Genomic DNA, 18,765 nt, shown 5'->3' with positions numbered 1-18,765 from the left:
GCTAATTCGCCGCTGGGGAGCATCAATGCTGCGTCTGAACTTGATCTGGAAGCTGGAAACACCGCGCCGAAGCATGGTGCACCACCTGATCTGCCGTGGCACTGACAGGCAATGGACGAGCCGATAGGTCCGCATGATGTTTGACCGGGCCTATCGGCAGCGTCTTGAAGCCGATCTTGAACGATGGGAAGCCAACGGCGTGATCACGCCTGCGGCTACCGCTGCCATCCGCGTCGCACTTCCGCCGCTCGCTCCCGGCATCAACATCGCGGTAGTGGTAGCCATCGTCGGCGGCCTCTTGATCGCCGCGGCGTTCCTGGCGTTCGTCGCGGCACATTGGATAGAGATCGCACGCCTGTTGCGCCTGGCCATCCTGTTTGCCGGCATCCTTACCGCCCATGGCCTCGGCGCCTGGTTCGCCCGCGCCGGCCAGCCGGTGCTCGCCGACCTTTGCGCCGCCGTGGGGTCGATCATCTTTGGTGCCGGAATCGCGCTGGTTGGCCAGATGTATCATTTGGGCGGCGACTTTGCCGGCGGCATGCTGCTGTGGGCGGTGGGCGCGCTCGCAACGGCGGCGTTGACCGGCTCGCGCGGGGCGCTTGCAGTAGCCCTGGCGGCGGCGACCATATGGAGCAGCATGCGGATCTTCGAGGTCCGTGATCCGCACTTTTCCTTCGTGGTGATCTGGCTCATTGCCGCAGGCCTTGCGCTCGCCTGGAAGTCGCGCGTGGCAGCCGACCTCGTCGCGCTGGCCGCGCTTGCCTGGTGGATCGCGGAAGCGTTCCAGCCCGGCCTCGCACCGTCATTCGTGCTGGCCTACGGTGCGGCTATGCTGTTCGGCGCAGGACTCGCGCTTGCGGCGGCACCGTGGCCGAGCGCATCGTCGGCCGGGGCTGTCCTGTCCAGCTATGGAGCTTTCGCGCTAGCCGGCGCCGCCATTATGCAGGTGATAATCGCCAACGAAGGTTTCTATGGAAGGGGCGGCGCCCTGAACCAACCGCTTTGGACAATTTCTTGCGGCGCGGCTGGGGCGATCCTTGCCATCGTGGCGGCCGCGATGACGCGGCGGGCCGGCGTGGTCTTTGCCGGAAGCGCGATTGGCTTCGTCCTTCTTGCGGCGTTGGTATGGAATCCGTCGCAATCGGGCGAGCCGTGGCTCGGCTACGCCTTCGAGCTCTTCGCCATGCTCTTTCTTGTCGTCTCCGGTTTGCTCGACGGCGCGCGGCCGCGGCTCGTCGCCGGCTGGCTCGGGATCGCCGGCTGCATCGCGGCCATCACGTGGGCCGTGAAGGGCACGCTGCTGAGCCGCTCGATATTCCTTGCTATTGCCGGCGCTGTCGCCGTTGCGCTTGCTCTGGCGCTCAATCGCTTGCTGCCAAGGACCCGCGAATGATCACGACCTCCGCGGCATCCCTCGCTGGACTCTGGGCACGCACCCCGAAGATCGTGCTGTTCGGCGCTGCGGCACTGGTGCAGGTCGCGCTGCTGACCGTGATGATCGTCGATCGGGTCCAGATTCTGCGCAACGGCAAAGAAGTGACCTTGCAGAGCCGTCCTGTCGATCCGCGCGATCTCCTGCGCGGCGACTATGTCGTCCTCGGCTACGACATTTCGCAATTGCCGGCCGGTGCACTGCTGAACCAGCCCGCCAGCTCTCGCAACCCCTCGGTGTTCGTCAAGCTCACGCCCAATCGCGACGGCGTCTACGAAGCGGTATCGGTGCATGCCGAACCTGTCGCGGTGGCAAGTCCCGAGGTCCTGATCCGTGGCAGCATTCTCTACGGCGCCACCTGCGGTTCGAGCGGCTATGCCTTTTGCGAGAAGCTCTCGATCCGCTACAATCTGGAAAGCTATTTCGTTCCCGAGGGTGAAGGCCGGAAGCTCGAAGACATCCGCAACAAAGGCAAACTCTCGGTCGTGGCGGCAGTGCTTCCATCAGGACGCGCCGCCATCAAGCGCCTGCTGATCGACGGCAAGCCGGTCTATGAGGAGCCGTGGTTCTAGCTCCCACAACCGCTTGCCGGGCGATTTCGCGAATGGTTGCCGTCCTCACCCCTTGAAGGTCGGCTGCCGTGGGTGGATGCAATCCTTGAAATCCGCAAAACCCTTCCATGCCGGCTCCGGCGCGTCCTGTCCGCCGATCGGCACATAGATCGACGGCTCGATCACGCCCATCTTCGGAATATAGCGCGGACAGTTCGGAAAGATCGCGCGCGCGGTCACGCGGACGATGAGCTGGGCACCGACGCTCTCCGCCAGCAGCGGGTCGTTCTCGCTCACGCTGGCAGTGCCATTGACGCGCAGGCGCCGCGGCTTGTCGTGCATGGCGATGAACAGCAGGCCGACATCGGCATTGGCGACGATGTTGCCGAGACTCTTGAACATGCCGTTTCCGTCATAGTCGGGGAACGCGATCTCGGACGGCCCGCTGATGCGCACAAAGCCCGGCGCCCCGCCCTTGAACGAGCAATCCGGCCGGCCCCCGGCGTCCGCCGTCGCCAGGAAAAAATACGGCAGGCTTTCGATGAACTGCCTGTCATCCGCTGAAAATTCCTTGTGCATCAGCTTCTGTTCCAGCCGATCGGAAATACGGCGGCTTTCGAACCGATCCTGCAGTTGCCGGTTGCCCTCGTGGTACATGACGCTCTCGGCCATGGCGTTGCGTCCTCCTGCTCTGATTCACGTGGGCGAACGAGGCCCGGGTCAGATCCCCGGATAAAAGCATACCACGTTGTGGCAACATCGCATGCGGCAAGCTGCCCCGTGGCAGACCAGCGCGCGGCCGGTTGAGGCGAGCTATCGGAAGCGATGGAAAGCCGCTAAATTTGCCTGCCGCCAGACCAAGACCCGCATTACGGGAGCCCAACGATGCTGCAGCTTTATGGAAATCCGAGATCGCGCGCGATGCGGTGTCTATGGATGCTCGAGGAAGTCGGCAGGCCGTATCAGCTGGTGGAAAAAACGACGCATGCAGACGATCTACAGACCGCAGAATATCTGCGATTGAATCCAAATGCGCGAATTCCGACTTTGGTCGATGGCGATCTGGTGCTGTGGGAATCGATGGCGATCAATCTCTACCTCGCGCAAAGGTATGACGGCCCGATGCATTGCGCCGGCCCGGAAGTGCTGGGCCTCGCCGCGCAATGGAGCTTCTGGGCGGTGCTGGAGATTGAACACCTGCTGCTCAATTTTCTGGAGCACCGCGCATTGCTGGCGGAATTCGCGCGCGATCCCTCCGTGACGGAGCGGAACGAATTGCTGCTGAAGAAGCCCCTGGGTGTGCTGAACGATGCCCTGGCCGTACGCGGCTATTTGGCGGGAAACAGCTTTACAGTTGCTGACCTTAATGTCGCGGGCATCCTCATGTGGGGAAAAATGGCGCGAATGGACTTGTCGGCTTACCCGGAGCTGACACGATGGCTGGACGCCTGCCTGGCCCGACCCGCCTATGTACGCTTGCGCGATCAAGCCCGCCGCAAATGACCGATGCGATCTGATCAGTCCGGCGCCCGCAACCGGTAGCCGATGCCGGTCTCGGTCAGCACGAATTGCGGACGCTCGGGATCGGCCTCGATCTTCTGCCGGAGCTGGCGGACATAGACGCGCAGATATTGCGCATCCGTCAGCTCGTCCCAGAGCTCTTTTAGCAGGAAACGATGGGTCAGCACCTTGCCGGCGTGCTGCACCAGCACGCGCAGCAATTCGTATTCCTTCGGCGAGAGTTTTACCTCGCGCTCGCCGACCTTGACGATGCGGCGCACGAGATCGACCGAGAGATCGCCGGCGCGAAACACCGGCCGCTCGCCCTGCACCTGCAACTGGTGCCGCAGCGCCGCACGCATCCGAGCCAGCAGTTCGTCCATGCCGAACGGCTTTGTCAGGTAATCGTCGGCGCCGAGGTCGAGCGCCTGCACCTTGCCGGCCTCGTCACCGCGGCTCGACAACACCACGATCGGCACGCTCTCGTTGCGGCCGCGGATCATGCGCAGCAGTTCATGGCCCTGGATATCGGGCAGACCGAGATCGAGGATGATCAGCGCCGGGCCTTCCGCGAGCTTCTCGAGCGCGATCTTTCCGTTGGAGGCTTCGAGAATGTCGTAGCCCTGCGTGCTCAGCCCCATCCGCAACAGTTTTCGGATCGGCGGCTCGTCGTCGATGACCAGAACCTTGATCGCGGGAGCATTCATGCGGCGGTATCCAGGGTATCAATTGCGGCCGGTATCGGCAGCCGAATGGTTATCACCGCACCGCTGCGATCGGCGCGGTTGGCGGCCGAGATCGTGCCGTGCATGGCCTCGACAAAGCCGCGGGAGATCGCCAGACCAAGACCCGTTCCCGGACGGACATGATCGCCCTTCTGCGCACGATAGAACTTGTCGAACACGCTTTCCAGTTCGGCTTGCGGAATGCCGTGCCCCTCGTCCACGATCTGCAGCGTGACCTGCTCCCGGTCCCGCACGCCCTTGATCGATATCGTGGTATCGGTCGGCGCGTATTTGGCGGCGTTGTCGAGCAGGTTGAACAGCACCTGTTCGAACAACACGGCATCGAGCTCCAGCATCGGCAGATTGGCGCCGAGCTCCAGCGACACCCTGTGATGCACGAGGATCTTGCCGGCGCGGCGCAAGGCGCTGCCGACGATCTCGCTGACATCGTGCCGCGCGGTGTTGGGCACGATGGCGCCGGATTCGAGCTTGGTCATGTCGAGCAAATTGGCAATGAAGCGGTTGAGCCGCTCGGATTCGTCGATCATGGTGGCGAGCAGATCGTTCTTCTGGGCGTCGTCGAGGGCGGCGCCGAGGTCGCGCAAGGTAGAGGCGGCGCCAAGCACGGAAGCCAGCGGCGTCTTCAAATCGTGCGAGATCGAGGTCAACAGCGCGCCGCGCAGCCGGTCGGACTCCACCGTGCGTTTGACGCGGTCCATGTCCTCGACCAGCAGCACCCGCTCGATCGCGAGCGCGCCCTGATCAACCAGCGCATCCAGAAGGCGACGCTGATCCGGCGTCAGCAAGGGGCCTGTCCGATCATCGTCGATGCCGATGACACCGATTGCGCCACGGCCGGTCCGCATCGGCAGGAACAGCCGTTTTGCCCCCGGCAGCGTGTCCGAGCCACGCCCCGCGGGACGGTCGTTGCTCCAGGCCCAGTTGGCGGCGGCGAGATCGGCCTTGTCGAGTTCGTCCTCCGGTGGGTAGCCGCTCTTGACCGTCAACACGCCCTCTTCCGGCAACAGCAGCACCACGCGCACCTTCAGCATCAGCGCGGTCTGGTAGGCAGTCGCCCACAGCACGTCATCGAGCGTCGCGGTGCCGGCGAGCTTGCGGCTAAAGGCGTAAAGCGATTCGGTCGTACGCACCCGGCCGATCGCGGTATCGGCCTGCGAGCGTACGCGCGCCGCGACGTTGGAGACCAGCAGCGCGATCAGCATGAAGAAGAAGAATGCCGCGACGTTGGTCGGATCAGTGATGGTGAAGGTATAGACGGGCGGCAGGAAGAAAAAATTATAGCACAGCGACGCCACAAGGCTCGCCAGCAACGACGGCCACAGGCCGTATCGCGCGGCGACGCCGACAACGGCGGTAAGAAATACCAGGTCGACATTTTCAATGCCGCCGAACAGCGGCTTGATCAGGGTCGCGGCGGCAAGACCGATTGCGACGAACAGCAGCGCCATCAGATAGGGCCGCGCGTTGAATGGCTCCTGCCGCGCCGCGGTCTGCACCGTCGCTTTCGCAACCTTCTCCTCGTCACCGGCGATGACGTGGACGCTGATATTGCCGGCGCGACGTACCAGATCGTGTACCACGGAGCCACGCATCAATTCGAACCACCATGAGCGGTTCGATTTGCCGATGATGATCTGGGTGACGTTGTTGGCATGCGCGAAGTGGATGAGATCGTCGGCAATACGGCGTCCGACGGCAGGGATGGTCAGCGCCTCGCCACCGAGCGCTTCGGCAAGCCGCATGGTGTCGGCCAGCCGGTCGCGCTGGTCGTCCGTCAGTTGCAGGCTGCGTCGCGTCTCGATGCTGATCGCCGTCCATTGCGCGTGCAGCCGGTCCGCCAGCCGCTTGGTATAGCGCACCAGCCCCGCCGCGCGCGGGTCCTCGCTGACGCAGACCAGGATGCGCTCGCCCGCGGCCCACGGCCCGTCGATGGCGTTGGCCTGCATGTGGGTGAGCAACTGCTCGTCGACCCGCTCGGCGGTGCGCCGCAGCGCCAGTTCGCGCAACGCGGTCAGGTTGCCCGGCGAGAAATAATGCTCCAGCGCGCGCTCGGCCTGCCTGGGGACATAGACCTTGCCCTCCTTCAGCCGCTGGATCAGATCGTCGGGCGTGAGGTCGATCAGCTCGATGGCGTCGGCGCGATCGAACACTCTGTCCGGCACGGTCTCGCGCACCCGCACATGCGTGATCTGCGCGACCACGTCGTTGAGGCTCTCGATGTGCTGGATGTTGACCGCTGTATAGACGTCGATGCCATGAGACAGCAATTCCTCGACGTCGAGATAACGTTTGGGATGACGGCTGCCCGGCGCGTTGCTATGGGCGAGTTCGTCGACCAGCGCGATTTGCGGCCGCCGCGCGATCAGCGCGTCAAGGTCCATCTCCTCGAGCGTCTGCTCCTTGTAAGTGAGCCGCCGGCGCGGCAGCACTTCGAGGCCCTTCAGAAGCGCTTCGGTTTCCGCCCGGCCATGGGTCTCGACCACGCCAACGACGACATCGGTGCCGGCCTTCTTCCTGGCATGGGCGCTCTGCAGCATTTCGTAGGTCTTGCCGACGCCGGGGGCGGCGCCGACGAAAATCTTGAGCCGTCCCGCGCGACTGTCCTCGCGCCGGGCCGCTTCCAGCAGGGCTTCCGGCGAGGGACGCTGTTCAGGGTCGCGGCGGGTTTGGACCATGCGGCAATATAGTCCTCACCCCTCGGCTGGCCTAGCGGGTCTCATTTCGAGGCCTCATCCAAGGCCAGATTCAACGCCAATACGTTAACGCGGGGTTCGCCAAGCAATCCAGCCATGCGGCCCTGGATGTGCTCCGTGACCAGTTGACGGATACGGGCTTCTGGCAAATTACGGGCCTTGGCCACCCGGGGGATTTGGAACAGCGCGCCCTCCGGCGAGATATCAGGATCGAGCCCACTGCCGGAGGTGGTGACGAGGTCGACCGGCACGGGCGCGGAAGGATTTTCGGCCTTCAGTTTCTCGACGTCTTCCTTGATCCGGTCGGCCAGCGCCTTGCTGGTCGGGCCAAGGTTGGAGCCGCCGGAATTGGCGGCATTATAGGGCGCCGACACCGTCTTGGTCGAATCGGCCGGATCCGGCGCCGAGGTCGCCGACGGGCGGCCGTGGAAATATTTGTCGGCCTTGAACTCCTGCCCGATCAGCGCGGAGCCGACGACCTTGCCGTCCTTCTCGATCAGGCTGCCCTGCGCCTGCTTCGGAAAGATCACGCCGGCGATGGCGGTCATGGCAAGGGGATAGGCCAGGCCGGTGATCGCGGTGAGCACGAGGAGGATGAGGATGGCGGGGCGGATTTCTCTGAGCATTTTGTGTCTCCGTAGGAGTATCCGTCATTGCGAGGAGCGAAGCGACGAAGCAATCCATTCTGTATTTGCGGCGCTATGGATTGCTTCGCTTGCAATAGCGGTTAGGGTTAGGCCAGGTGCAAGGCTGCCACTACCAGATCGATGGCCTTGATGCCGATGAAGGGAACGATGATGCCGCCGAGGCCGTAGATCAGCAGGTTACGGCGCAGCAAGGCCCCTGCCCCGACGGCGCGATAGGCGACGCCTTTCAGCGCCAGCGGGATCAACGCGATAATGATCAGCGCATTGAAGATGATCGCCGACAGGATTGCGCTCTGCGGGCTGGCGAGGTGCATGACGTTGAGCACTTCGAGCTGCGGATAGAACGCGAGAAACATCGCCGGGATGATGGCAAAGTATTTCGCGACGTCGTTGGCGATCGAGAATGTCGTCAGCGCGCCACGCGTCATCAAAAGCTGCTTGCCGATCTCGACCACCTCGATCAGCTTGGTCGGGTTGGAATCGAGGTCAACCATGTTGCCAGCTTCCCGCGCGGCCTGCGTGCCGGTGTTCATGGCGACGCCGACGTCGGCCTGTGCGAGAGCGGGCGCGTCGTTGGTGCCGTCGCCGCACATCGCCACCAGCTTGCCCTTGGCCTGCTCGTCGCGGATCAGCTTCAGCTTGTCTTCAGGGGTTGCCTGCGCGAGAAAATCGTCGACGCCGGCTTCGGCGGCGATGGCAGCGGCCGTCATCGGATTATCGCCCGTGATCATCACCGTGCGGATGCCCATGCGGCGCAGTTCGGCAAATCGTTCGCGGATGCCGCCCTTGACGATGTCTTTCAGGTGCACGACGCCGAGCAGTTTGCCGTCCCTGGCGACCGCAAGCGGCGTTCCGCCGGCCTTGGCGATCTCATCCGAAATCGCCTGGATCTCGCGGGCCGCGTCCGACATGAAGCCCGGCTGCACGGCGCGCGCCGTGTTCCCCGCGGCGACCGTGCGGACGACACCACCGCCATCGACGTAATTCAGGATCGCCTCCACTGCGCCCTTGCGGACGGAGGATGTTCCCGCATCGATGCCGCTCATGCGCGTCTGCGCAGTGAAAGGGATAAAGGTGGCGTTGAGTTCCTTCATGTCGCGGCCACGCAGGCCGTATTTCTCTTTCGCCAGCACGACGATCGAACGGCCTTCCGGCGTCTCGTCGGCGAGCGAGGCAAGCTGTGCTGCATCCGCCAGTTCCTGCTCGGTGACGCCGCGTACGGGGCGGAACTCCGTTGCCTGACGGTTGCCGAGGGTGATGGTGCCGGTCTTGTCCAGCAGCAGCGTATCGACGTCACCCGCCGCCTCGACGGCGCGGCCGGACATCGCCAGCACGTTGAAGCGCACCAGACGGTCCATCCCGGCAATGCCGATCGCCGACAGCAGCGCGCCGATGGTGGTCGGAATCAGCGTGACGAAAAGCGCCACCAGCACGACGACCGAAATCGAGCCGCCGGCGTAGGCTGCGTAGCTCGGAATCGTGACGGTCGCGAACACGAAAATGATCGTCAGGCCCGCCAGCAGAATATTGAGCGCGATCTCGTTCGGCGTCTTTTGCCGCTCGGCGCCCTCCACCAGCTTGATCATGCGATCGATGAAGGTCGAACCCTGGGCTGCCGTAATGCGGACGCGGATCCAGTCGGACAGCACCTGCGTGCCGCCGGTCACCGCCGAACGGTCGCCGCCGGATTCGCGGATCACGGGCGCGGATTCGCCGGTGATCGCCGCCTCGTTCACCGATGCCACGCCTTCGATCACCTCGCCGTCGGAAGGGATGTTGTCGCCGGCCTCGACGAGAACGATATCGCCGACCTTGAGGCTGGTGCCGGACACCAGCCGATAGGATTTGTCGGCGCCTTCCAGCAGCTTCGCCTTGCTCTCGGTTCGGGTCTTCTTCAGCGATTCCGCCTGCGCCTTGCCACGGCCTTCGGCGACGGCTTCGGCGAAATTGGCAAACAGCACGGTGAACCACAGCCACAGGATGATCTGGAAGGTGAAGGCGAGGCCCTCGCCGCCCATGACCAGATTGCGCAGGAAGATCACGGTAGTGAGGGCTGCGACGATCTCGACCACGAACATCACGGGGTTCTTGATCATCAGCCGCGGATCGAGTTTAGCAAATGCCGCTCGGATCGCGGGCACGACGATCCTGGGATCGAGCATCGCCGAAGCCGTCACTTTTTTCTGCAGTTTCATGGTTTCCATGGACGTAACTCCTGATGGCTTCGATCAGAACAGGGTGTTGGCATTCATCGCCAGGTGCTCGACGATCGGGCCGAGCGCCAGCGCCGGGAAGAAGGTGAGCCCGCCAATGATGAGGATCACGCCGACGACGAGGCCGACGAACAGGCCACCCGTGGTCGGCAGCGTGCCGGCCGACGGCGGGATCGACTTCTTGGCGGCGAGCGAACCCGCCAGCGCCATCGCCGGCACGATCATGAAGAAGCGGCCGACGAACATCGAACTGGCGAGCGTCAGATTGTAGAAGAAGGTGTTGCCGGTCAGGCCGCCGAAGGCCGAGCCGTTATTGCCGGTCGCCGAGGTAAAGGCGTAGAGCACCTCGGTAAATCCGTGTGGTCCTGAGTTGGCCATCGAGGCCACAGCCGACGGCAGCACGACGGCGACCGCGGTCCAGCCGAGATACATCAGCGGCAGTATCAGGATGGCAAGCATCGCCATCTTGACCTCGCGCGCCTCGATCTTCTTGCCGACATATTCCGGTGTGCGGCCGACCATCAGGCCGGCGACGAAGATTGCCAGCACGACGAACAGCAGCATGCCGTAAAGCCCGGCGCCGACGCCGCCGACAATGATTTCGCCGAGCTGCATGTTGATCAGCGGAATCATGCCGCCGAGCGCGGTGAATGAGTCATGCATGGCATTGACGGCGCCGCAGGAAGCCGCCGTGGTGACGACCGCAAAGAGCGAGGACGCGACGATGCCGAAGCGGACTTCCTTGCCTTCCATGTTGCCGCCGGTCAGCCCGAGGCCGCTCAGGATCGAGGTGCCGTTGGCTTCGGCCCAATAAGTGACGGCGACGCCCGACAGGAACAGCACGCCCATCACGGCGAGGATCGCCCAGCCCTGACGCTGGTTGCCGACCATGCGGCCGAACACATTGGTCATTGCCGCGCCAAGCGCGAAGATCGAGATCATCTGCACGAAGTTCGACAGGGCGGTGGGATTTTCGAAGGGATGTGCGGCATTGGCGTTGAAGAAGCCGCCGCCATTGGTGCCGAGCATCTTGATCGCGACCTGCGAGGCGACCGGGCCGACCGCGATGGTCTGCTTGGCGCCTTCCAGCGTTGTGGCGTCGACATAGGCGCCGAGCGTCTGCGGCATGCCCTGTGAGATAAGGAACAGCGTGTAGACGATGCAGATCGGCAGCAGCACATACAGGGTGCAGCGCGTCACATCGACCCAGAAATTGCCGATCGTGCGCATCGAAGAACGCGAGAAGCCGCGGATCAGGGCGACCGCCAGCGCAATGCCCGTCGCGGCCGACAGGAAGTTCTGGTGCGTCAGGCCGAGCATCTGCACCAGATACGACAACGTGCTCTCGCCGCCGTAGTTCTGCCAGTTGGTATTGGTGATGAACGAGATCGCCGTGTTGAAGGACAGATCCGGGGCGACGGCGGATTGCTCAGCCGGATTGAACGGCAACAAGGCCTGCAGCCGCATCAGGCCATAGATGATGAGAAAGCCGCCGACATGGAACAGCAGCATGGCGATCGTATAGGTCAGCCAGTGCTGCTCGCGCTTCTCGTCGACGCCCCCGATCCGGTACAGCGCCGTTTCGACCGGGCGCAGGACCGGAGACATAAACGTGCGCTCACCGTTGAAGACGCGCGTCATGTACCAGCCGAGCGGTTTGACCAGCGCGACCACGATCGCGCAATACAGGAGAATTTGAATCCAGCCAATGACGGTCATAGTCGGGAACCCTTCAGAGCTTTCGTGCGGGCAGCAGCAGATGAATGAGCGCGATCATGAGCGCCGAGGTGACGACAAACGCCAGGATGACTTCGGCGAGCGTGGTCATGGCGGGCTCAGAACCGCTCGGGACGCAGCAGCGCGTAAGTGAGGTAAAACAGCAGGCCGAGCGAAACGAGGCCGGCGAGCGAATAATCGAAGATCATGGCGTGCTCCTTTAAAGCCGCTCACAGGCATAGGCGTAACCGATGCCTGCCACGAAGAAGCCGAGGCCGAGCGCCAGCATCAAAATGTCCAGCATGGGATGTTCCTCTGCGATGTGAACCGCGAGCCGAAAGACGGAGATCGCGTTTACCGGGCAAGAGGTGCCACCGGGCGCATAGGTTTTCGAGGCGGGAGATATGGTGACGTTATAGGAATCTCATAAAGACGCGCCCGCTTCCTGCTCCCTCAAAAGGGGAGAGGGAAGGAACGCCCCTATGAAATCCCTATATCTCCACCCCTAGCCCCATCTCGCTTTCAAATGGGGTTCTGGCCACCTTGGACGTGCGGCTGCAGTGACAGCCGCGCTACGAGTTGAGAGAATCCCATGTCACTTCTTTCAGAACAGCAGCTCTCCGCTGACCTCGGTGACCAACTCCGCAACGCCGGTCATGTCACCGCCGAATTCTTCACCGATATCATCCGCACGACCTCGCGGCGCCTGCCTTCCGCCAAACAGAACGCCAGGGCCGCCCGCGTCGAGCACCTGATCCAGTCCCAGGCCTGGACCGACGCCGCGCTGGCGCTGATCGATCTGGAGCTGCCGCAATGGCAGGTCCGCCGCCTCGCTTACGACGACGGTGAATGGTATTGCGCACTGTCGCGCCAGCGTGAGCTACCGGACTGGCTGGATCAATCGATCGAGACCCATCACGCCGACCTGGCGCTTGCGATCCTTAGCGCGTTCGTCGAGGCACGGCGCGTCAGCGTACCGCCGAGCCGGACCAGCGTTCCCGTGGTGCCGCAGGACGTAAACCCGCAATACGAGCCTGTCTACAGCGACAATTTCGCATAAGACCGCGAACTGTCGCCGCTCCGGCTCCCGGAATTAAGCGATTTGATGCAACAGCAAGATCTTCCAGGGAAACTGGGATCGGCCGCCGTACTGATCCGCTTCGGCGTCCGGCTGCTCGTCCTGGCCGTTTTCGCGATGTTCGGCAGCATCGGCTTCGGCCGGAGCCTGACCGCCCTGTTGTGGATGTCCACCATCCTCAGCGCCGTTGTCGCCGTCATACGGCGGGAGCCTCCGCTCGACACCATCCTCAATCATTGGGATGAAGCCGTGACCTACGCCGCCATGTGCATGCTGGTCAGCGGCCTCAACCAAACGCTTTAGCGGACCGGATCTTATGCGGCTCCTATGAGATCGTCGCCTGGTCACGCTCGATTTCATATCCGGCGAAAACATATTACGCGCGCACTACCACCCTGCAAAGGAATACCAACGTGAAGCTCGTCGAACCTCCATCGTGTAATTCTCCGTCTGCCATCGTTTTTGTCGGCCAGAACCGGCGCGGCCAATGGGTCGCCCAGGAACAGAACGGTCTCTATGGCGGCCTGTTCGTCAACCGTGCGCAAGCCGTCAAATACGCCCTGTTCGAAAACGGCCATCATCCCGAAACAATCGTCGAACTGGCGCGCGAAATCGAACTCGACATGGGGCGCGCGGCAACCTCCCTGGAAGAGGCGCCCGCCCGGCGCGTCGCCTGACAGAGGCGACAGACTTCCTCAGGAACAGCAAGAGTTCGGCCTCGTTCCGTTCCAGATCGCGGATCCCCATGACCTCAATTTCAACGCCCGCCACCTGGCTGGCGGGCTACATTCCTGACATTCCTACGCCGTTCGATGACAATGGCTCGGTCGATCTGGCGGCGTTCGCGAGGCTGTGCGAGCACCAGATCAATGCCGGCGTCAGCGCCATTCTCGTCAGCGAGACGAGCGGCGAAGCCTCCACGCTGACATCAGCGGAACAGGAGCGCATCATCCGCGCGGCCATCGAGACAGCGCATGGGCGCGTCCGTGTCATCGCCGGGGCGGGTTCGAATTCGACCCGTCACGCGATCGAACTGACGCAGCGTGCCGAAGCGGCCGGCGCCGACGCGGTGCTGTCGGTGGTGCCGTACTACAACAAGCCGACGCAGGCCGGAATCCACGCGCATTTCAGGGCGATTGCGATTTCCAGCGCGCTGCCGATCATTCTGCACGATGTTCCCTCACGGACCATGCGCGAGTTGTCCGATGACACGCTATTGCGGCTTGCCGATTCCAGGCACTTCATCGGTTTGAAGGATGCAACTGGCGACATCACGCGGCTGCTGCGCCTGCGGTCGCAGCTGCCAGCAGGCTTTCGACTATTGTCCGGAGACGACGCAACGGCGCTTCCTTTTACCGCCAATGGCGGCGACGGCTGCATTTCCGCCGTCTCAAACATCGCACCGGAACTGTGCCAGAGCATCTTTTCGAACTGCAGGTCGGGACGTCCGCAGACCGCGAGATACCTGCAGAGCCGGCTGGCGCCGTTGATTGCAGCGCTTGCGAAGGAGAGCCCGGCCGCGCTGAAATACGCGCTCTGCCTGCTCGGCTTCATGTCCCCGGCCGTCCGCCTACCCATCGTCGAACTGGCCGACGCCGCAAAAGCGGAGGTCGCGAGCGCGATCGCTGCAATCGGCGATGAAGATATCGCATGCCCGGTCGAAATCCAGCATGGTCGTCTTCATGAAGATTCGCTGGCTCACTTCCAGGCACAGCGCGGATGAGTCGCAGTGGCCATGCAATGGAATGGTACGCCGGCACGCTGCATGCCTGGCATTTGGCGATCCTGCGCTACGCCGTGACGCGAGACAATGCCGACCGATTGGCCGTGTTCAGAATTGCGCTTGAGATCGACCGCCTCGAACCAGAACGGGATGAGCGGGCGGATTTCGACTTCTTTCGCCGGACAAGCGCAGGGCTCTGCGCCACGATCCTGCAGCCTGACTCAGGCGCGTCAGCGGTCTTGCAGCAACACCTGGCGCGGATCGATGATGACCGTCTCAAACGCGCTCTCGCGGCAGCGATCGACGCCAGCGAGCCAGCCGTGTTGCCTGCCGGCCGGGGCGTCAGGCGTGGGAATGATTTGTGGAAGGGCCTTGCTTCCCGCGGAGCCCGTTGACGGGAACAGTTGCTGCCGAGCCGGCTCGGGCTCGCATGGCTGCTTGGTCACGCACCGCCGGCCGATGCACGGTCGAGAAAGTGCTTCTCCCGCCATTTCGGTCCGGGACCGCGCATATAGTGTTCCTCTGGATGGTATCGCTTGGCCGGACCATCCCAGGACGGACCGAGAAACGTCACCACAGACCTGACAACGCCGCGCAACAACGAGACAAGGGCGGACCTGTTCATCGCGCATGCTCCCTCGGCCCCGAGTCGCGCACCACCCAGTTATTGGCGTGCGGATCGAATTGAATGCCGCGAAGCGCGAGATCGCGTCGCATCCGGCGCACCTTCGAGTCGGCGATGGCCTCGATCATGGTTTTGAGACAGCCATTGACGCGCCGTAAAGCGCTACGCACCCGGTTGCCGCGTTTTATCTGCGTCCGGGCAAACCGGTAATCGCCCGAAGGCTCCTCGCGGAATTTCTCGTCGCCGGCAAGTGAGTGAGCCATCATGCATCTCCACGGTCCGCCCGCATGGCGAGCGCCGATGCCCAAGATGCGGACGACCGCATAGGAAATCGAGGCGACGACCTCCCTCCTCTCATAGGGACGGCATAAGTACCGGCCGGAACGCCGTTTCGTTCGAATTCCTATATCTCCAATATGCGATGCCCCATCGGGGCGTCTCGAATTCCTATGGCGTTGTCCTCACATCATGGACACTGGATTCATGAGGAGGCCGCGATGGCCACGATCACCTTCAATGCCGCACAGCGTGCGGCGGAACGGCTCGAGACCGTGCTGACGGCCGTGGGTGAGAAGTTCGATGTGTTTGTCAGCTATCAGATGCAGCAGGCAGAGGCCGAGGCCGAACCCGCCCGCGCTCCGCCAAACGACGAACTCGCAGGTAACGCCACGCCGTTTCGGCCGCTTGACGCCGGCATCATCAGCGCTGCCATTCCGGCATTCTTCATCGGCCGCAATGGCCACGGCTTCTGGGTTGCTCGCGACGCGAAGGGGCGGATCGGCGGCCTTTTCCTGCTCAAGGCTTCCGCAATTTCGTTTGCAAAAACGCAGAGCGGACCGGCCGGATGCGCAACGATCTTCCCGACCGACAGGGTCGAACTCGATCTGAAGAACAGCGGCAATCCACTTATCCCCTATCTCCCGTCGTTGATGCGCCTTGCGCGGCATTTGCAGCAGCGGGCCATCGCCGGCGTCGGGCAAATCGCGGCAGCGATCGCGCGCTGCAGGAAGGCTTGAACATGACCCTATTAACGCACACTGGCCGCGCTTTCGAGCGGTCTCCCTATCCATCCGTAAAACAAGCGCAGATGTCCGCGGCGAACGCCCAGCTCGCAATGATCAAGCGTGTCTGCCTGATCGCGCTGACCTCGTTGCTGGCATTAAGCGCCGTCGGCGGTATCATCGCTGTGAAGACGGCGGCTTATCTCTCGCATTTTACCCATTGACGCATGGGCTAAGCGCCGGCGCTCACGGCGACGACACCGCCGAAAGCCCCGATTGCATTGACGGCAGAACTGCCGGTGCTAGCCTCGCCCGAAAACGTTGCCTCAAGGCAAGATTCGGCCGCGATCATTGAGGGACGGAAACCATGAACGTAGCACCCCCAGCCGTTGGAACCACCACGCCCGCCAGCTCCGAAGGCGTCGTCGCGGCCGGTGTGTATGTCGATGGCCGGCGCGTCGCCAACATCGCCATCGAGGAAGCCTCGAGCTGGCGCAGCAAGCCGGGACACGTGGTGTGGATCGGTTTGCATGAGCCTGACATGGCGCTGCTGAGCAGCGTGCAGCGGCAGTTCGAGCTGCATGATCTCGCCATCGAGGACGCCGACCACGCCCATCAGCGGCCGAAGATCGAGCAGTATGGCGATGCGCTGTTCATCGTGGCGCGTACCGCGCAGCTCGATGGCGACGGCATCGCCTTCGGCGAGACGCATCTGTTCGTCGGCGAAGGTTATATCGTATCGGTCCGGCACGGCGCTTCGACGTCCTACAAGTCGGTGCGCGAACGATGCGAAAGCTGCCCGCGGGCGCTGGCCCGCGGCGAGGACTACATTCTCTACGCCATCCTCGACTTCATCGTGGACAACTACTCCCCGGTGCTCGAAACCATTCAGGAGGAAGTCGAAGCGATGGAAGCGCAGGTGCTCGCCAGCGCCATGACGCAGGCGCAGATCGAGCGCCTCTATTTGCTCCGGCGCGACCTGTTGCGGCTGCGCAATGCGGTTGGGCCGCTGGTGGAGGTCTGCCGCCGGCTCGAACATGACAACCTGCCGATGGTGCGATCCACGATGCAGCCATTGTTCCGCGATGTCACGGATCACGTCCGGACGGTGCAGGAGCGGATCGATTCGCTTCGCGAAGTACTGGCGTTTGCCTTTGAGGCAAGCCTTCTGGTCGGCCAGGCACAGGAGACCGCGGTGTCCAAGAAGCTGGCCTCATGGCTCGCCATCATCGCGGTCCCGACGGCAATCGCGGGCATCTACGGCATGAACTTCAAGCACATGCCGGAACTGGATTGGGAATACGGCTATTTCAGCGTAATCGGCACGATCCTGGTGGTATGCACGGGCTTGTTCTGGCGATTCCGGCGCGTCGGCTGGCTATGAACGGACGAACCGAAGGCCGCATTTTCCTGACGCTCGCCATCCTCGATGCCTTCGCCCAAGCCAAACGAATCAGTGCACCGCAAAACCAAGCCAGTGTTCCTGTTCCGCCATCCGTCACCCCGTTCTTCGAGCCGATTTGCAGCGAGAATTTCGGCTAACAGCCGGTTTTCCAAGGACAAAGCGGGTATTTTCCTCACGCGGGAAGGTATAGAATGCCGACGAGCCCGCGATCAGGCTGGCGAGCGGATATCATGACTGCCAAATCGATTAGCCGAATTGCCATAGCTTTGGTCGCTATCCTTGCGACCGGCGGCATTGTCTTCGCCATCCAGTATTTTCATCGCGGACCGCCGGCCGAAGCCACGACGACGGATGCAAAATCGGCCGCGCCGAATCAAAAGCAAGCGGCGCTTGCCACGGTTCAATCGGAAACGGACGCTCTGGTGTCCTCGCTCGGCGGAGCGTCACCGCTTCCACCGCAAAGCAACGACGGCGTACCGACATTCGACGTCGCCCGCGTCGAACCATCGGGCGAGGCCGTCATCGCCGGCCGGGCGGCGCCGGGTGCGACGGTGGAACTGCTGCGCAATGGCGAGCCACATGATCGCGCCGTCGCCGATCAGTCCGGTCAATTTGTCATGGTGGTGCCGAAGCTTCCGTCAGGCACCTACGACCTGACGCTGCGCGCGAGGCAACCGGACGGCAAGCAGATCACGTCAAAGCAGAGCGTGGCCGTGGTACTTGAGCCGCAGGCAACGGACCGGCCCGTCGTCGCACTGATGACGCCGGACAAGCCGACCGTCGTGCTGTCGCAGCCGGGTTCGGCAAAGCCTGGAGGCGCATCGGCTGTGGTCGTCGAGGCGGTCGAGGTCGATGCAGGCGGCAAATTCCATGTCAGCGGCCAGGCACGGCCGAATGCTGCGGTAAGGCTGTATCTCAACGATGCGCTAGTCGCGTCGGTGACGTCAGGCGCCGATGGGCGCTTCGCGGTCACGATCAATGAAGGCGTTCGTCCCGGCAGCTACCGCGTCAGGCTCGATGAAGTGGAAGCCAATTCTGGCAAGGTAAGCGCCCGAGCCGAAGTGCCGTTCAATGTTCCCGACAAGTCCGTCACCGGATCCGTGGCCGAAGCCGCCGCGGCGTCGAAGCGTTCGGAATCGGGCGGGCCGCAACTCGCGGCAGCCGGCGGCACCGGCGTGTCGGGCGGTGCATCATCGACCGTGGTCGTGCCGAAGATCTCGACCACGACGGTGTCCCGCGGCGACAGCCTCTGGCGTCTCAGCCAGCTCACCTATGGCGCCGGCACGCGCTACGCCGTCATCTACAAGGCCAACAAGGAACAGATCCGCAACCCCAACATGATCTATCCGGGCCAGATTTTTGTCATGCCTTCGAAGTGAGGCGCGGAAATTGAGACGCAAGACTCGGCCGTCATTGCGAGCGCAGCGAAGCAATC

The 18,765-nt window shown here is 63.1% G+C and carries 22 protein-coding genes; 13 read left to right on the top strand and 9 right to left on the bottom strand.

Features of this window, described 5'->3' with window-relative positions; translation table 11 throughout:
* Positions 1-133: 133 nt before the first annotated feature.
* Together ACPPVP_RS10680 and ACPPVP_RS10675 are read left to right on the top strand one after the other, a co-directional pair.
* Positions 134-1,393 carry a DUF2157 domain-containing protein gene (locus ACPPVP_RS10680; RefSeq protein ID WP_426533887.1) on the top strand — a complete coding sequence of 420 codons (1,260 nt, stop codon included), beginning with the start codon at positions 134-136 and terminating at the stop codon, positions 1,391-1,393.
* Positions 1,390-2,004, top strand: a complete 615-nt coding sequence (locus tag ACPPVP_RS10675; RefSeq protein ID WP_426533885.1) for a GDYXXLXY domain-containing protein — start codon at positions 1,390-1,392, stop codon at positions 2,002-2,004. Before ACPPVP_RS10680 ends, ACPPVP_RS10675 begins: the two co-directional genes overlap by 4 nt.
* A 45-nt stretch (positions 2,005-2,049) precedes the next feature.
* Here the strand turns inward: ACPPVP_RS10675 and ACPPVP_RS10670 are convergent, their stop codons facing one another.
* The gene (locus tag ACPPVP_RS10670; RefSeq protein WP_426533883.1) at positions 2,050-2,655 is read right to left on the bottom strand and encodes a pyridoxamine 5'-phosphate oxidase family protein; all 606 of its coding nucleotides are present in this window, start codon (positions 2,653-2,655) and stop codon (positions 2,050-2,052) included.
* A gap of 213 nt (positions 2,656-2,868) precedes the next feature.
* Here ACPPVP_RS10670 and ACPPVP_RS10665 point away from each other — a divergent pair, with 213 nt between their 5' ends.
* Positions 2,869-3,486 carry a glutathione S-transferase family protein gene (locus tag ACPPVP_RS10665; protein ID WP_426533881.1) on the top strand — a complete coding sequence of 206 codons (618 nt, stop codon included), beginning with the start codon at positions 2,869-2,871 and terminating at the stop codon, positions 3,484-3,486.
* A 14-nt stretch (positions 3,487-3,500) separates the two neighbouring features.
* Here the strand turns inward: ACPPVP_RS10665 and ACPPVP_RS10660 are convergent, their stop codons facing one another.
* From ACPPVP_RS10660 to ACPPVP_RS10635, 6 genes are all read right to left on the bottom strand, one after another.
* Complete coding sequence (locus ACPPVP_RS10660; protein ID WP_426533879.1) at positions 3,501-4,190, bottom strand: response regulator transcription factor; 690 nt, start codon at positions 4,188-4,190, stop codon at positions 3,501-3,503.
* Entirely contained in the window at positions 4,187-6,904 is a 2,718-nt protein-coding gene (locus tag ACPPVP_RS10655) for a DUF4118 domain-containing protein (RefSeq protein WP_426533877.1), read from the bottom strand. The genes ACPPVP_RS10660 and ACPPVP_RS10655 overlap by 4 nt, the downstream gene beginning before the upstream one ends.
* Before the next feature lie 41 nt (positions 6,905-6,945).
* Positions 6,946-7,548 carry a K(+)-transporting ATPase subunit C gene (locus ACPPVP_RS10650; RefSeq protein ID WP_426533875.1) on the bottom strand — a complete coding sequence of 201 codons (603 nt, stop codon included), beginning with the start codon at positions 7,546-7,548 and terminating at the stop codon, positions 6,946-6,948.
* A gap of 107 nt (positions 7,549-7,655) precedes the next feature.
* The gene (gene kdpB / locus ACPPVP_RS10645) at positions 7,656-9,773 is read right to left on the bottom strand and encodes a potassium-transporting ATPase subunit KdpB (protein ID WP_426533873.1); all 2,118 of its coding nucleotides are present in this window, start codon (positions 9,771-9,773) and stop codon (positions 7,656-7,658) included.
* Positions 9,774-9,797: 24 nt separating this feature from the next.
* On the bottom strand, positions 9,798-11,501 hold the full coding sequence (kdpA, locus tag ACPPVP_RS10640; protein ID WP_426533871.1) for a potassium-transporting ATPase subunit KdpA: 1,704 nt from the start codon (positions 11,499-11,501) through the stop codon (positions 9,798-9,800).
* Between the two features lie 116 nt (positions 11,502-11,617).
* Positions 11,618-11,707 carry a K(+)-transporting ATPase subunit F gene (locus ACPPVP_RS10635; protein WP_016846764.1) on the bottom strand — a complete coding sequence of 30 codons (90 nt, stop codon included), beginning with the start codon at positions 11,705-11,707 and terminating at the stop codon, positions 11,618-11,620.
* Between the two features lie 383 nt (positions 11,708-12,090).
* Here ACPPVP_RS10635 and ACPPVP_RS10630 point away from each other — a divergent pair, with 383 nt between their 5' ends.
* The 5 genes from ACPPVP_RS10630 to ACPPVP_RS10610 all read left to right on the top strand — a co-directional run bounded on the left by ACPPVP_RS10630 (position 12,091) and on the right by ACPPVP_RS10610 (position 14,694).
* Positions 12,091-12,558, top strand: coding sequence for a hypothetical protein (locus ACPPVP_RS10630; protein ID WP_426533868.1), 468 nt, complete (start codon positions 12,091-12,093; stop codon positions 12,556-12,558).
* A 45-nt stretch (positions 12,559-12,603) separates the two neighbouring features.
* Positions 12,604-12,879 (top strand): hypothetical protein, encoded by a 276-nt coding sequence (locus tag ACPPVP_RS10625; RefSeq protein ID WP_426533866.1) that lies wholly within the window; start codon positions 12,604-12,606, stop codon positions 12,877-12,879.
* Positions 12,880-12,989: 110 nt separating this feature from the next.
* Positions 12,990-13,253, top strand: a complete 264-nt coding sequence (locus ACPPVP_RS10620) for a hypothetical protein (protein WP_426533864.1) — start codon at positions 12,990-12,992, stop codon at positions 13,251-13,253.
* Positions 13,254-13,321: 68 nt separating this feature from the next.
* Positions 13,322-14,299, top strand: a complete 978-nt coding sequence (gene dapA, locus ACPPVP_RS10615) for a 4-hydroxy-tetrahydrodipicolinate synthase (protein WP_426533862.1) — start codon at positions 13,322-13,324, stop codon at positions 14,297-14,299.
* A gap of 17 nt (positions 14,300-14,316) precedes the next feature.
* A complete protein-coding gene (locus tag ACPPVP_RS10610) occupies positions 14,317-14,694 on the top strand; it encodes a hypothetical protein (protein WP_426533860.1) in 378 nt (125 codons plus the stop codon).
* Positions 14,695-14,741: 47 nt separating this feature from the next.
* Here ACPPVP_RS10610 and ACPPVP_RS10605 read toward each other — a convergent pair whose 3' ends face one another.
* Together ACPPVP_RS10605 and ACPPVP_RS10600 are read right to left on the bottom strand one after the other, a co-directional pair.
* Positions 14,742-14,924 (bottom strand): hypothetical protein, encoded by a 183-nt coding sequence (locus tag ACPPVP_RS10605; RefSeq protein ID WP_426533858.1) that lies wholly within the window; start codon positions 14,922-14,924, stop codon positions 14,742-14,744.
* Positions 14,921-15,187 carry a hypothetical protein gene (locus ACPPVP_RS10600; RefSeq protein ID WP_426533856.1) on the bottom strand — a complete coding sequence of 89 codons (267 nt, stop codon included), beginning with the start codon at positions 15,185-15,187 and terminating at the stop codon, positions 14,921-14,923. The genes ACPPVP_RS10605 and ACPPVP_RS10600 overlap by 4 nt, the downstream gene beginning before the upstream one ends.
* A 234-nt stretch (positions 15,188-15,421) precedes the next feature.
* Between ACPPVP_RS10600 and ACPPVP_RS10595 the strand changes: the two genes are divergently transcribed.
* The 5 genes from ACPPVP_RS10595 (at position 15,422) to ACPPVP_RS10575 (ending at position 18,709) form a co-directional block, all read left to right on the top strand.
* Positions 15,422-15,940: a hypothetical protein gene (locus ACPPVP_RS10595; RefSeq protein WP_426533854.1), complete on the top strand. Its 519-nt coding sequence runs from the start codon at positions 15,422-15,424 to the stop codon at positions 15,938-15,940.
* Between the two features lie 2 nt (positions 15,941-15,942).
* Entirely contained in the window at positions 15,943-16,149 is a 207-nt protein-coding gene (locus tag ACPPVP_RS10590; RefSeq protein ID WP_426533852.1) for a hypothetical protein, read from the top strand.
* A gap of 143 nt (positions 16,150-16,292) precedes the next feature.
* Positions 16,293-17,309 carry a CorA family divalent cation transporter gene (locus ACPPVP_RS10585; protein WP_426533850.1) on the top strand — a complete coding sequence of 339 codons (1,017 nt, stop codon included), beginning with the start codon at positions 16,293-16,295 and terminating at the stop codon, positions 17,307-17,309.
* The gene (locus ACPPVP_RS10580; RefSeq protein ID WP_426538453.1) at positions 17,264-17,467 is read left to right on the top strand and encodes a hypothetical protein; all 204 of its coding nucleotides are present in this window, start codon (positions 17,264-17,266) and stop codon (positions 17,465-17,467) included. Before ACPPVP_RS10585 ends, ACPPVP_RS10580 begins: the two co-directional genes overlap by 46 nt.
* Before the next feature lie 93 nt (positions 17,468-17,560).
* Positions 17,561-18,709 (top strand): LysM peptidoglycan-binding domain-containing protein, encoded by a 1,149-nt coding sequence (locus ACPPVP_RS10575; protein WP_426533848.1) that lies wholly within the window; start codon positions 17,561-17,563, stop codon positions 18,707-18,709.
* Positions 18,710-18,765: the final 56 nt, after the last annotated feature.

This window comes from Bradyrhizobium sp. McL0615 (genome assembly GCF_049993905.1).
Lineage (GTDB): Bacteria > Pseudomonadota > Alphaproteobacteria > Rhizobiales > Xanthobacteraceae > Bradyrhizobium.
The sequence above is the reverse complement of the archived record's forward strand: the minus strand, read 5'-3'. Positions and strand labels throughout refer to the sequence as shown.